This window comes from Citrobacter sp. 506 (genome assembly GCF_050434985.1).
GTDB lineage: Bacteria > Pseudomonadota > Gammaproteobacteria > Enterobacterales > Enterobacteriaceae > Citrobacter > Citrobacter braakii.
In genome coordinates, this window is the sequence record NZ_JBNDJN010000001.1 from 1,192,709 (window position 1) to 1,205,194 (window position 12,486).

10 protein-coding genes are annotated in these 12,486 nt (G+C 53.8%); 4 read left to right on the forward strand and 6 right to left on the reverse strand.

From position 1 onward, the window contains the following. Position 1 precedes the first annotated feature (1 nt). From efeO to putP, 3 genes are all read right to left on the reverse strand, one after another. On the reverse strand, positions 2 to 1,129 hold the full coding sequence (efeO, locus tag ABIE10_RS06000) for an iron uptake system protein EfeO (RefSeq protein ID WP_429155034.1): 1,128 nt from the start codon (positions 1,127 to 1,129) through the stop codon (positions 2 to 4). A gap of 58 nt (positions 1,130 to 1,187) precedes the next feature. After that, positions 1,188 to 2,021, reverse strand: coding sequence for an iron uptake transporter permease EfeU (efeU, locus tag ABIE10_RS06005; protein WP_019076441.1), 834 nt, complete (start codon positions 2,019 to 2,021; stop codon positions 1,188 to 1,190). Positions 2,022 to 2,235: 214 nt separating this feature from the next. Beyond that, positions 2,236 to 3,744, reverse strand: a complete 1,509-nt coding sequence (gene putP, locus ABIE10_RS06010) for a sodium/proline symporter PutP (RefSeq protein ID WP_016152586.1) — start codon at positions 3,742 to 3,744, stop codon at positions 2,236 to 2,238. Between the two features lie 422 nt (positions 3,745 to 4,166). Here putP and putA point away from each other — a divergent pair, with 422 nt between their 5' ends. Both putA and ABIE10_RS06020 read left to right on the forward strand, forming a co-directional pair. Further along, positions 4,167 to 8,129: a trifunctional transcriptional regulator/proline dehydrogenase/L-glutamate gamma-semialdehyde dehydrogenase gene (gene putA, locus ABIE10_RS06015; RefSeq protein ID WP_429155037.1), complete on the forward strand. Its 3,963-nt coding sequence runs from the start codon at positions 4,167 to 4,169 to the stop codon at positions 8,127 to 8,129. Positions 8,130 to 8,905: 776 nt separating this feature from the next. After that, entirely contained in the window at positions 8,906 to 9,301 is a 396-nt protein-coding gene (locus ABIE10_RS06020; RefSeq protein WP_053389922.1) for a lysozyme inhibitor LprI family protein, read from the forward strand. Here ABIE10_RS06020 and rutR read toward each other — a convergent pair. The 3 genes from rutR to ABIE10_RS06035 all read right to left on the reverse strand — a co-directional run bounded on the left by rutR (position 9,298) and on the right by ABIE10_RS06035 (position 11,247). After that, on the reverse strand, positions 9,298 to 9,936 hold the full coding sequence (gene rutR, locus ABIE10_RS06025) for an HTH-type transcriptional regulator RutR (protein WP_016156165.1): 639 nt from the start codon (positions 9,934 to 9,936) through the stop codon (positions 9,298 to 9,300). The two genes, ABIE10_RS06020 and rutR, sit on opposite strands and share 4 nt — an antisense overlap. Positions 9,937 to 9,994: 58 nt before the next feature. Beyond that, positions 9,995 to 10,909: a DMT family transporter gene (locus tag ABIE10_RS06030; RefSeq protein ID WP_153690534.1), complete on the reverse strand. Its 915-nt coding sequence runs from the start codon at positions 10,907 to 10,909 to the stop codon at positions 9,995 to 9,997. A 164-nt stretch (positions 10,910 to 11,073) separates the two neighbouring features. Then, complete coding sequence (locus tag ABIE10_RS06035) at positions 11,074 to 11,247, reverse strand: general stress protein (protein ID WP_003036022.1); 174 nt, start codon at positions 11,245 to 11,247, stop codon at positions 11,074 to 11,076. A gap of 386 nt (positions 11,248 to 11,633) precedes the next feature. Here ABIE10_RS06035 and wrbA point away from each other — a divergent pair, with 386 nt between their 5' ends. Beyond that, a complete protein-coding gene (wrbA, locus tag ABIE10_RS06040) occupies positions 11,634 to 12,230 on the forward strand; it encodes an NAD(P)H:quinone oxidoreductase (protein ID WP_003832057.1) in 597 nt (198 codons plus the stop codon). A 20-nt stretch (positions 12,231 to 12,250) separates the two neighbouring features. Beyond that, positions 12,251 to 12,478 carry a YccJ family protein gene (locus ABIE10_RS06045; protein ID WP_016152581.1) on the forward strand — a complete coding sequence of 76 codons (228 nt, stop codon included), beginning with the start codon at positions 12,251 to 12,253 and terminating at the stop codon, positions 12,476 to 12,478. Positions 12,479 to 12,486 lie beyond the last annotated feature (8 nt).

Genomic DNA, 12,486 nt, shown 5'->3' on the forward strand with positions numbered 1-12,486 from the left:
CTTAATCCAGACCCAGAACACCGCGTAATTGCGACAAGTCTTCCGCCAGCGTCGTGATTGGCCCTTTCAGCGCATTGCGATCGGCGTCGGTCAGTTTGTCATAGGTTTCAAAATCGTCTTTGGTACGGTACTTGCTCAGAATGGTATCGACTTTTTTGAAGTTCACATCCACCTTCGCCAACAGCTCAGCATTGGATTTTTGTAACTGAGGGCGCAGGAGATCGACGATTTTCTGCGCGCCATCGATATTGGCCTGGAAATCCCACAGATCGGTATGGCTGTAGCGATCCTCTTCTCCGCTGATTTTGCTGGCAGCGACTTCTTCAATCAGTCCTGCTGCCCCGCCAACCACTTTTGACGGTGGGAAGGCCAGTTCGCTAATACGCGTTTGCAGGTCAAGAACATCGCGGTTTAATTGGTCGGCATACTTGTCCATGCCTTTGGTGGTGTTGTCGCCGAACAACGCTTTCTCCAGGCGGTGGAAGCCGGTGAATTTAGGATCGGCGGCTTTTTGCTCATAATCATCTTCACGCGCATCGATGCTGCCGTCGAGATCGGAGAACAGTTCAGCAATCGGTTCAATACGCTCATAATGCTGACGGGTTGGCGCATACAGCGATTTCGCTTTTTCCAGATCGCCAGCTTTAATCGCATCGGTGAATGCTTTGGTACCCGCAACCAGTTGTGCAGTTTCGGCTGTCACATAGGCTTTGTATTCGGTAATTGCGCCACTTAGGCTCAGCAGAGCATCGCCCTGCGCGGCATCCGCCGTTGCGCTACCTTTTACAATGAGTTTGCCTTTCGGGTTAGTCAACAGACCGCAGGTCATATCATATTCACCTGGCTGCAGGTTAGCTGTCATTTTCTGGCTAAAGCCCGGCGCAATGTTTTCACGTTCTTCAACCACCATAACCCCTTTAAGGATCTCCCACTCCAGCGCTTTCTGGCTGTGGTTCTGGATGATGAACTGCGTTTTCCCAGCGTTAACCGTTATCGTCATCGGCTCACACTGTTTGTCGTTAACCGTGACTTTCACCTGCGGAATATCGGCGGCTTGTGCAGAAAAAGCGGAGGCAAACAGCGCGGCAATACCCAACTGCAGCGCACTACGGCGAAAATTAAACGTCATGACCTATCCCTATAAATAAGTATGTTGTAACTAAGGAGTATTCTGCATCGCGTTTTTATCAGGGTGCGGTACGCGATGCCGTAGTGCCTGAACGCGGCGGCAGTGCAAACATAATCAATGCCGGAATCAGGTAGATAAACCAAATGGCGACTTCGCTGACGCTCGGCGCTTCCTGATAGCCGAAAATACCTTCCATCAATGTGCCAAACAGCGAATGCGTTGAAAGCACGCTGCTCATGTCAAACGCCACATCCTGAAAATGATTCCATAACCCGGCTTCGTGGAACGCACGGATGGCCCCAGCAGCAAGACCAGCGGCCACCAGCAAAATGAACAGGCTGGTCCATTTGAAGAATGCCCCGAGGTTGAGGCGAATGCCGCCGAGGTAAATCAGGTAACCCAGTACCACCGCGGTGGCCAGCCCCAGCATCGCACCTAACGGTGGCCAAATGCCTACATCCTGCTGGAATGCCGCCAGCAGGAAGAACACCGATTCCAGCCCTTCACGGGCAACGGCAAAAAAGACCATCATCACCAGCGCCCAGCCGTGATGATTGCCGCGTTGCAACGCGTTATCGACAGCCTGTTCAAGCTGGACTTTGACGTTGCGCGAAACTTTACGCATCCAGAACACCATCCAGGTGAGGATCACCACGGCAATGACCGCCACGATGCCTTCAAACAGCTCCTGTTCCTTTTGCGGAAATTCACCGGTGGTTTCATTGATGAAAACGCCTAACGCCAGGCATAACGCCGCCGCCAGCAGAACACCAATCCACATCACACCAATCCATCGACCACGCTGAGTCCGTTTCAGGTAGCTGGCAATCAGGCTGACTATCAGCGCGGCCTCTAACCCTTCGCGCAACATAATAAGAAATGGAACAAACATGCGAAGAACCCTTAAACGTTATTCTCAGTCAATTGATGAAAAGAAAAGTAAATTACAGTGATAGTGATTATCATTACAGCAAAGAAAAACTCAAGCAGAATGTTTTGAGAATGATGACTTAATGTAAACAGTTAGGCGGGTAACGATTAGGGCGGTTTTGCAGCGGGGATAAATAAAAAAGCCCGCACGCGGCGGGCTTAAGGAGCGAGGCGGATTACTCTGCCTGTAAACGTGATGGCGGAGCTGTATGATAATGCGCATCAGCCTCGGCAAAACGTTGCTGCATAGCGGCTGAAGGCGCTTTACCCAACAGGCTGAAGACCACAATACCGATGCTGCCGAAAATAAAGCCCGGGATGATTTCATACAGACCCAACCAGGCAAACTGCTTCCAGACGATTACCGTCACCGCACCGATGAGCATCCCGGCCAGCGCGCCGTTACGCGTCATACGCGACCACATTACGGAGAACAGAACCACCGGACCAAACGCCGCGCCAAAGCCGGCCCAGGCGTAGCTTACCAGACCAAGCACACGGTTCTCCGGGTTCGCCGCCAGCGCGATAGACACCAGCGCTACAACCAGCACCATGATGCGACCAATCCATACCAGCTCTTTCTGGCTGGCATTTTTACGCAGGAACGCTTTATACAAGTCTTCGGTAATTGCGCTGGAGCACACCAGCAGCTGGCAGCTCAGAGTCGACATCACCGCAGCGAGGATCGCAGACAGCAGAATACCGGCAATCCACGGGTTGAACAGGATTTGCGCCAGTTCAATAAACACGCGTTCGGCGTTCTGGTTAACGGCACCGGCAAGCTGTGGGTTGTTGTTAAAGTAAGCGATACCAAAGAAGCCAACGGCAACTGCACCTGCCAGACACAGGATCATCCAGGTCATACTGATGCGGCGAGCATGAACAATGCTATGGTGAGAATCAGCCGCCATAAAGCGCGCCAGAATATGCGGCTGCCCGAAGTAGCCCAGACCCCAGCCCATCAGGGAAATAATGGCAACAAAATTCAGCCCTTTGAACATGTCCACGTTCTCAATGCTCTTTTGTTTAATCACTTCCAGTGAATCGTCAAACCCACCCACGCCAATGACCACCATCACCGGCGTCAGGATCAGGGCGAAGATCATCAGGCTGGCCTGGACGGTATCGGTCCAGCTTACCGCCAGGAAACCACCGATAAAGGTATAAATAATCGTCGCGGCCGCCCCTGCCCACAGCGCTGTTTCGTAACTCATGCCAAAGGTGCTTTCAAACAGACGCGCCCCTGCCACAATACCGGAAGCACAGTAGATGGTGAAAAACAGCAGAATAACCAGCGCGGAGATAATACGCAGAATTCGGCTTTTATCTTCAAAGCGACCGGTAAAGTAATCCGGTAACGTCAGCGCATTGTTATTGTATTCGGTATGCACGCGTAAACGTCCGGCCACCAGTTTCCAGTTGATCCACGCGCCCAAAATAAGGCCAATAGCGATCCAGCTTTCTGAAATCCCCGACAGGAAAATCGCGCCAGGCAGCCCCATCAGCAACCAGCCGCTCATGTCAGATGCCCCGGCGGATAACGCGGTCACGAATGGACCCAGACTGCGTCCACCCAGAATGTAATCGTCAAAGTTTTTGGTTGAACGCCATGCAATAAACCCTATCAATATCATGCCGAAAATATAGACACAGAATGTCACTAACATCGGTGTGCTAATAGCCATCAAAACTCTCCAAAATTATGTATCAGCAATGCCGTGGCTTGCCGTTTTATTACCCTGCCGGAACGTGGCAAAGATATCTATGTTTACCAGGGCGACCGTATCCTGCCGGAAGCGATGGTCATTCACAATCGATTTAACACACCATTTACATCAAATTTGATCCAGAGTAGATAGCATTTTTCTGTAGGTTGCACTCTCTCACACTTTTTTCGGTTGCACCTTTTAAAAGTGTTAACTACCGCAGAGAAAAAGATTCAGCAACTTTTATAGCCCCCGTCAAAACACTCACGTTTATTAACATTTCATTCATTTCCAAGCTTGCAAACCAAGTCACATTTAACACGGTTGCACAAAGTTGCAACATAGTGGATATTTCTCGGTAACTATCAGACCCGTATTTCAGTACAACAGGAGTAAACGGCATGGGAACCACCACGATGGGGGTTAAGCTGGATGACGCCACTCGCGAGCGTATTAAAACAGCAGCATCACGAATCGATCGCACGCCACATTGGCTGATCAAACAAGCCATTTTTAATTATCTCGAAAGACTGGAAAATGACGACGCGCTTCCTGAACTACCGGCCCTGCTGGCGGGTGCTGCGAATGAGGGCGATGAGTCGACCACGCTGCAAAATGAAGCGCATCAGCCTTTCCTGGAATTTGCTGAACAGATCCTGCCGCAGTCAGTTTCTCGCGCGGCAATCACCGCTGCTTACCGCCGCGCCGAAACCGACGCCGTACCGATGCTGATAGAGCAGGCTCGTCTGCCGCAGCCTATCGCCGAGCAGGCGCATAAGCTGGCATACGATCTGGCAGACAAACTGCGTAACCAGAAGACCGCCAGCGGTCGCGCCGGGATGGTACAAGGTTTATTGCAGGAATTCTCCCTTTCTTCACAGGAAGGCGTCGCGCTGATGTGTCTGGCCGAAGCCTTGCTGCGTATTCCTGATAAAGCGACCCGCGATGCGTTAATCCGCGACAAGATCAGCAACGGTAACTGGCAGTCGCACATTGGCCGCAGCCCGTCTCTGTTCGTCAACGCGGCGACCTGGGGGCTGTTGTTTACCGGTCGTCTGGTTTCTACGCATAACGAAGCCAGCCTCTCACGCTCACTCAACCGTATTATCGGCAAGAGCGGTGAGCCGCTGGTGCGTAAAGGCGTCGACATGGCCATGCGCTTGATGGGCGAGCAGTTTGTCACCGGGGAGACCATTGCTGAAGCGCTGGCTAACGCGCGTAAACTGGAAGAAAAAGGCTTCCGTTACTCCTATGACATGCTGGGCGAAGCGGCCCTGACCGCCGCCGATGCACAGGCTTATATGGTTTCGTACCAGCAGGCGATCCACGCCATTGGTAAGGCCTCTAACGGGCGCGGTATCTACGAAGGGCCAGGTATTTCTATCAAGCTGTCGGCACTGCATCCGCGTTACAGCCGTGCGCAGTACGATCGCGTGATGGATGAACTCTATCCTCGTCTGAAATCGCTTACTCTGCTGGCACGTCAGTACGACATCGGCATTAATATCGACGCCGAAGAGGCTGACCGACTGGAGATCTCCCTCGATCTGCTGGAAAAACTGTGCTTTGAACCCGAACTGGCAGGCTGGAACGGGATCGGTTTTGTTATCCAGGCCTACCAGAAGCGCTGCCCGTATGTTATCGACTACCTGATTGACCTCGCCACGCGCAGCCGCCGCCGCCTGATGATCCGTCTGGTTAAGGGCGCCTACTGGGATAGCGAAATTAAACGTGCCCAGATGGACGGTCTGGAAGGTTATCCGGTCTACACCCGTAAGGTGTACACCGACGTTTCTTACCTGGCCTGTGCGAAAAAACTGCTTGCCGTACCGAATCTGATCTACCCGCAGTTCGCCACCCACAACGCCCATACGCTGGCGGCGATTTATCAGTTAGCCGGTCAAAACTACTATCCGGGTCAGTACGAGTTCCAGTGCCTGCACGGCATGGGCGAACCGCTGTATGAGCAGGTCACCGGCAAAGTTGCGGATGGCAAACTGAACCGTCCATGCCGCATTTATGCACCGGTCGGCACGCACGAAACGCTGCTGGCGTACCTGGTGCGTCGTCTGCTGGAAAACGGCGCCAACACCTCGTTCGTCAACCGCATTGCCGACACGACCCTGCCGCTGGATGAACTGGTTGCCGATCCGGTCGAGGCTGTTGAAAAACTGGCGCAGCAAGAAGGTCAGGCCGGTCTGCCGCATCCGAAGATTGCCCTGCCGCGTGACCTGTACGGTAAAGGCCGCGAAAACTCAGGCGGGCTGGATTTAGCTAACGAACATCGTCTGGCCTCGCTGTCCTCTGCCCTGCTCAACAGCGCGCTACAAAAATGGCACGCTAAACCCATTCTGGAGCACCCGGTTGCTGACGGCGAAATGACGCCAGTCGTTAACCCGGCCGAGCCGAAAGACATTGTCGGTTACGTGCGTGAGGCGACTCACGCTGAAGTGGAACAGGCGTTACAGAACGCAGCGAATAACGCGCCGATCTGGTTCGCCACACCGCCACAAGAGCGCGCCGCCATTTTGCATCGTGCCGCCGTTCTGATGGAAGGTCAGATGCAGCAGTTGATTGGCATCCTGGTACGCGAAGCGGGTAAAACCTTCAGCAACGCCATTGCGGAAGTACGCGAAGCGGTAGACTTCCTGCATTATTATGCCGGTCAGGTTCGCGATGATTTCGATAATGAAACCCATCGACCATTAGGACCGGTGGTTTGTATCAGCCCATGGAACTTCCCGCTGGCCATTTTCACCGGGCAGATTGCCGCCGCGCTGGCGGCGGGTAACAGCGTGCTGGCAAAACCGGCGGAACAAACCCCGTTAATTGCCGCCCAGGGCATCGCTATTTTGCTCGAAGCGGGTGTCCCGCCGGGCGTGGTACAACTGTTGCCTGGTCAGGGTGAAACCGTCGGGGCGCAGCTCACTTCCGATGAGCGCGTACGCGGCGTCATGTTTACCGGCTCAACGGAAGTCGCCACGCTGTTGCAACGCAATATTGCCACCCGCCTTGATGCTCAGGGGCGTCCAATCCCGCTTATCGCCGAAACCGGTGGGATGAACGCAATGATTGTCGACTCCTCCGCGTTGACGGAACAGGTCGTGGTCGACGTTCTGGCTTCAGCGTTTGACAGCGCCGGACAGCGCTGCTCCGCGCTGCGCGTCCTGTGTCTGCAGGATGATGTAGCCGACCATACGCTGAAAATGCTGCGCGGCGCGATGGCGGAATGTCGCATGGGTAATCCAGGTCGCCTGACCACGGATATTGGGCCGGTAATTGATGAAGAAGCCAAAACCAATATTGAGCGCCATATTCAGGCCATGCGCGCCAAAGGACGCCCGGTGTTTCAGGCCGTGCGCGAAAACAGCGACGATGCGCGTGAATGGCAAACCGGTACCTTTATTGCTCCGACGCTGATCGAGCTGGAAAGCTTCGACGAATTACAAAAAGAGGTGTTTGGTCCGGTACTGCACGTCGTGCGCTACACCCGTAACAATCTGGGCAACCTGATTGAGCAAATTAATGCCTCCGGCTACGGCCTGACGCTGGGCGTACACACTCGTATCGATGAAACCATCGCCCAGGTCACAGGATCGGCACACGTGGGGAACCTGTACGTTAACCGCAATATGGTCGGTGCCGTTGTCGGCGTGCAGCCATTCGGTGGCGAAGGCTTGTCTGGTACAGGGCCAAAAGCAGGTGGACCGCTGTATCTGTATCGCCTGCTGGCTAACCGCCCGGAAAATGCGTTAGGCATTACGCTTGCCCGTCAGGATGCAGACTACCCGGTCGATGCGCAGCTTAAAGCTGCACTCGTTCAGCCGCTGGAAGCACTCAGCGAATGGGCAACCGATCGACCCTCGCTGCATGCGCTCTGCCAGCAGTTTGGCGAACTGGCGCAGGCCGGTACTCAGCGTCTGCTGCCAGGACCCACTGGCGAGCGGAATACCTGGACGCTGTTGCCGCGTGAACGCGTACTGTGTATCGCCGATGATGAACAGGACGCGCTGGTACAGGTTGCCGCTGTGGCTTCCGTTGGTAGCTTAATCCTGTGGCCAGATGATGCGTTCCATCGTGAACTGGCAAAACGTCTGCCAGCCGCCGTCTCCGGGCGCATCCAGTTTGCCAAAGCGGACAACATCACCACGCAGCCGTTTGATGCCGTTATTTTCCACGGCGATTCCGATCAACTGCGTTCACTGTGCGAAGCGGTAGCTGCCCGCGAAGGGGCGATTGTATCAGTCCAGGGCTTTGCCCGTGGCGAAAGCAATATTCTGCTGGAGAGGCTGTACATTGAACGCTCCCTGAGCGTCAATACCGCCGCTGCCGGGGGGAACGCCAGCCTGATGACAATCGGCTAAGGTTGTGGTTAATTAAGGCTCCGGTTAGGGGGTAATGCCTGTCAATTAAGCATTACGGCGAACATGTGATTTCGGCTCAGGGTTCCGTTCACCTCAGCAATATCAATTCTATGAGGCTCAGACACCCGTGAACGTGCAAGAGAGGCTCACCGCCGCCTCCCTTGCATCCCTGGCTCCCGGCGGGAAAATCGTCGCTGCGCGATTCATTCGTCTTATGCCGTCTGCCTTCGGGTCGGGGCCGGGCCTGCGTCCCTGCAGGCCGCCCCCTCTGCCCGCATCCCTGCGGGCAGCCCCGGTCAGCCGTCAACGCCTCATCGATTTTCAGCCGGAACGAGGTCATCGCTGCAACGCACTGACTTCCAGTTAACTCTGTTTTGCTGTTCAGATAAAAAACGCAGGGGGTCAGGTGTGGGCTGGTCCGGCTGAAAATTGCCGACGTGTTTCCGTAAGGCCGGGAGAACCCGCAGGGATGCGGGTTCAGGGCGCGTTTTGCAGGGACGCTTCCTCGCGCCCGGCCCGGTAGCCTGGAGGAATAAACGGAGGGGACCGCGGAGCGGCAATTTTCCCGCCGGGAGCCGGGATTGTTAAGGGTACGGCGATAGTACCCTTAACACGTTCACAGAGAGGATCGTTTCAGAGAAGTGACAAACATAAGGTGAACGTAGCAATATACCGGAGGCAACAGATTCATTACCTCCGTATGTGCCACTCATCCTCGTTAACTGACAAGCATGACTCCGGTAACGGGGCCTTTTTTTATGGATCCAGAGGGAAGCATGAAACGAATCGTACTGACATGTGCAACGCTGCTGTTGAGCGGCCAGGCGCTGGCGGATGACTGCGCCAACGCGAACACTCAGATTGAGATGAACACCTGTGCGGCAGAGCAGTTTAAGGCGGCCGACACCAAACTTAATGACACTTATCAGAATGCGCTTAAGCGCGCCGCCCCGACCCAGCGCGATTTACTGAAAAAAGCGCAAATCTCATGGATAACCCTGCGCGATGCGGACTGCGCGTTAATCAGTTCCGGTACCGAAGGCGGTAGCGTCCAGGCGATGATTTCCAGCCAGTGTCTGACGGATAAAACCAACGAGCGTGAAGCGTTTCTCGCCTCACTTTTGCAGTGTGAAGAGGGCGATTTAAGCTGTCCGTTACCGCCTGCCAGTTAACGCACGCGGATCCCTTCAATAATCATCCGCTGCACGCTCTCCACCGTTTGGTTAAAAAAGGCTTCATCACGCAGCGTTGCGCCCGTTACCGCCTCAACCTGTGGGGCAAAGTCGGCGTAGTGCTGGGTTGAAGCCCAAATCATAAAAATCAGATGATGCGGATCGACCGGAGCCAGTTTCCCACTTTTGATCCAACCGGCAATCAGCGCCGATTTCTCATCAATTAGCGTTTTGAGATCGCCAGTTAATTCAGCCATCAATAAAGGCGCACCTGCCAGCATCTCCATACAAAATAGCCGTGAAGCCTGAGGGTAATCGCGCGACACTTCCAGCTTAAGGCGAATGTATTCTTTAATGGCCACCAGCGGCGCAAAGTCTTCGCGAAAAGCCTTCAACGGAGCCAGCCAGACGTCGAGGATTTGCCGCAAAACGGCAATATAGAGCACCTCTTTTGACGGGAAGTAATAAAGCAGATTCGTTTTTGACACACCCGCCTGCTCAGCGACCTGTTCGAGACGCGTGCCGTGGATCCCATATTGGGAGAAGATATTTAATGCCGCGGTTAATATGGCCTGGCGTTTTGCACTGACGGCCTGCGAGCGCTTACCTGTTTTTTTCTCTGCGCGTTGGACCATGCGCCCTCTCCTTCTTGTGAGGGCGTCAGCATACCAAATCACGCGGTGAATGGTTAAATTAAAGCGACTCCGGCGGTGCCTCTTGCACTACCCCTTTTTTCTTTTTGAACTTCAGTTCGCTGACCAGCACGCCAACAATAATGAATGCTGCGCCGAGCAAAGCCAGTAGCGGTAAGCGTTCCCCCGCCAGGCGACCAAAGATCCCCGCCCACACCGGCTCACCGGTATAAATGACCGTCGCGCGCGTCGGCGAAACGCTGCGCTGTGCCCAGTTCATGGTGACCTGAATAATCGCACTGAAAATCCCCAACCCCAGCGCCACCACCAGCAATCCCGTAGACATCGGTGGTACGGACTCTCCGGCCGGTCCCATCGCAATAAACGCCACTATCGAAGCGGTTGCCAGTTGTACCACCGTTACCCGCCGCACATCCACTTTTCCCGCCCACGCGCTAATCAGGATAATTTCTGCCGCAATCGCCACCGCGCCGGCGAGTGTGATCCACTCTCCTTCGCCTAAAGCCAGCAAATTGCCTCCTGGTCCGGCGAGAAAAATCAACCCGATAAAGGCCAACACAATGCCGACACACGGCATCAGGCCGGGCATACGCCCCAGACACAGCCATTGTAAAAGCGGGACCAACGGCACATACATCGCGGTAATAAACGCCGATTTACTGCTGGGAATAAACTGTAGCCCCCAGGTTTGCAGACTATAGCCCAACGCAATTGCGATACCGATCGCAACGCCTGCTTTGACTTCCAGCCACGTCAGTTTATGCAATGTGCGTAGTGACAAAAGCGCGACCGCCAGCGCAGCGGTGGCAAAACGCACGCCGACAAAGAAAAAAGGTCCGCTCAGGGTAACGGCATATTGCACTGCCAAAAACGTGCCACCCCAGAACATAGTGATCACAATAAGGATCGCTTCCTGAGGTTTAACAGAAAAGGAATAACGAGAAAGTAATGACATGAGACACCCGATTAACTGAATGTCGTTAGTCTGCGTTGCGTTTTGTTACAATTCAACCTTGCAGACAAAAAAACCGCCGGAAGAAACCGGCGGCGGTGGGTGGCTACGTAACGTCTGACTCTGATCATCAGCCGTCACGGCATATCTGACAGCTAGCCCGGCAATTACGATTTGTTGTTGCCGTGGCTATTTTTGCCCCCTTTTTTGCCTGCCTCTGAAGCGCGTTGCGGGTCATTCTTAAAGTTGCCCCCGCTGTGCTGGCCACCTTTTCGACCTGCTTCTGATGCTCTTTCGCGATCTTCCGCAAAGTTGCCGGAACCGCCTCGATGGTTTGCCATTACTGACCTCCGTCATTGATTAGACATCATATTGCATAGGTACTGAGGAGTGATACCTCACGCAGCGTTACGGGCGATACCCTGAAAATAACTGCGTGGGATTAAGCATAGTGAAGCGTGGCCTGAGCAGCCGCTAACTGTAATATCCTGCAACAGGATTGGCGGTGATAGAGAAATAATCACAGCGAGAAATCAATAAGTCTTTCTTATGACTACCAAATTCCACCCGGTTAAATATGTATCATTTTGCAACAAGAGAAGTTGTTATAAAAATTGTTATAAATCAAAGAAGTGATTGTGAAATTTGCACTCCTGACAGTACGTCATATCTTTAAAGGTAGGTAGCGAGTCGCTACGGACACGGTTAACTCGAGGAGTAGTGTAAAATGGCAAAAGTTCTGGTGCTTTATTATTCCATGTACGGACACATTGAAACTATGGCCCATGCAGTCGCAGAAGGCGCAAATAAGGTTGATGGCGCGGAAGTGATTATTAAGCGCGTACCAGAGACCATGCAGCCGGAGATTTTCCTCAAAGCTGGCGGCAAAACACAAAACGCACCAGTCGCAACCCCGCAAGAACTGGCAGATTACGATGCCATTATTTTTGGTACCCCCACACGCTTTGGCAATATGTCCGGTCAGATGCGCACCTTCCTCGACCAGACTGGCGGGCTGTGGGCTTCAGGCGGCCTGTACGGCAAACTCGCCAGCGTATTCAGCTCGACAGGAACCGGCGGCGGTCAGGAACAAACCATTACATCAACCTGGACTACGCTTGCTCACCATGGGATGGTGATTGTGCCTATCGGTTACGCGGCGCAAGAGCTGTTTGATGTTTCTCAAGTTCGCGGCGGTACCCCTTACGGCGCAACCACCATCGCCGGAGGCGACGGCTCACGCCAGCCAAGTCAGGAAGAATTATCTATCGCCCGCTATCAGGGTGAATATGTCGCAGGTCTGGCAGTAAAACTCAACGGCTAATCTTCAACAGGAGGATTCGAATGCCAACTCAAGAAGCGAAAGCCCATCGCGTCGGCGAATGGGCAAGTCTGCGCAATACATCGCCGGAAATAGCCGAAGCCATTTTTGAAGTCGCGCATTATGACGAGAAACTGGCGGAAAAAATTTGGGAAGAAGGTAGCGACGAGGTGCTCATCAAAGCCTTTAAGAAAACAGACAAAGATTCGCTCTTTTGGGGTGAACAGACTATCGAACGCAAAAACGTCTAGCGCTCAGA

Coding starts and splice junctions, on each gene's coding strand:
- putP (WP_016152586.1), bottom strand. CDS start 3,744: ATGGCTATTAGCACACCGATGTTAGTGACATTCTGTGTCTATATTTTC.
- rutR (WP_016156165.1), bottom strand. CDS start 9,936: ATGGTCCAACGCGCAGAGAAAAAAACAGGTAAGCGCTCGCAGGCCGTC.
- efeU (WP_019076441.1), bottom strand. CDS start 2,021: ATGTTTGTTCCATTTCTTATTATGTTGCGCGAAGGGTTAGAGGCCGCG.
- putA (WP_429155037.1), top strand. CDS start 4,167: ATGGGAACCACCACGATGGGGGTTAAGCTGGATGACGCCACTCGCGAG.
- efeO (WP_429155034.1), bottom strand. CDS start 1,129: ATGACGTTTAATTTTCGCCGTAGTGCGCTGCAGTTGGGTATTGCCGCG.
- wrbA (WP_003832057.1), top strand. CDS start 11,634: ATGGCAAAAGTTCTGGTGCTTTATTATTCCATGTACGGACACATTGAA.
- ABIE10_RS06020 (WP_053389922.1), top strand. CDS start 8,906: ATGAAACGAATCGTACTGACATGTGCAACGCTGCTGTTGAGCGGCCAG.
- ABIE10_RS06035 (WP_003036022.1), bottom strand. CDS start 11,247: ATGGCAAACCATCGAGGCGGTTCCGGCAACTTTGCGGAAGATCGCGAA.
- ABIE10_RS06045 (WP_016152581.1), top strand. CDS start 12,251: ATGCCAACTCAAGAAGCGAAAGCCCATCGCGTCGGCGAATGGGCAAGT.
- ABIE10_RS06030 (WP_153690534.1), bottom strand. CDS start 10,909: ATGTCATTACTTTCTCGTTATTCCTTTTCTGTTAAACCTCAGGAAGCG.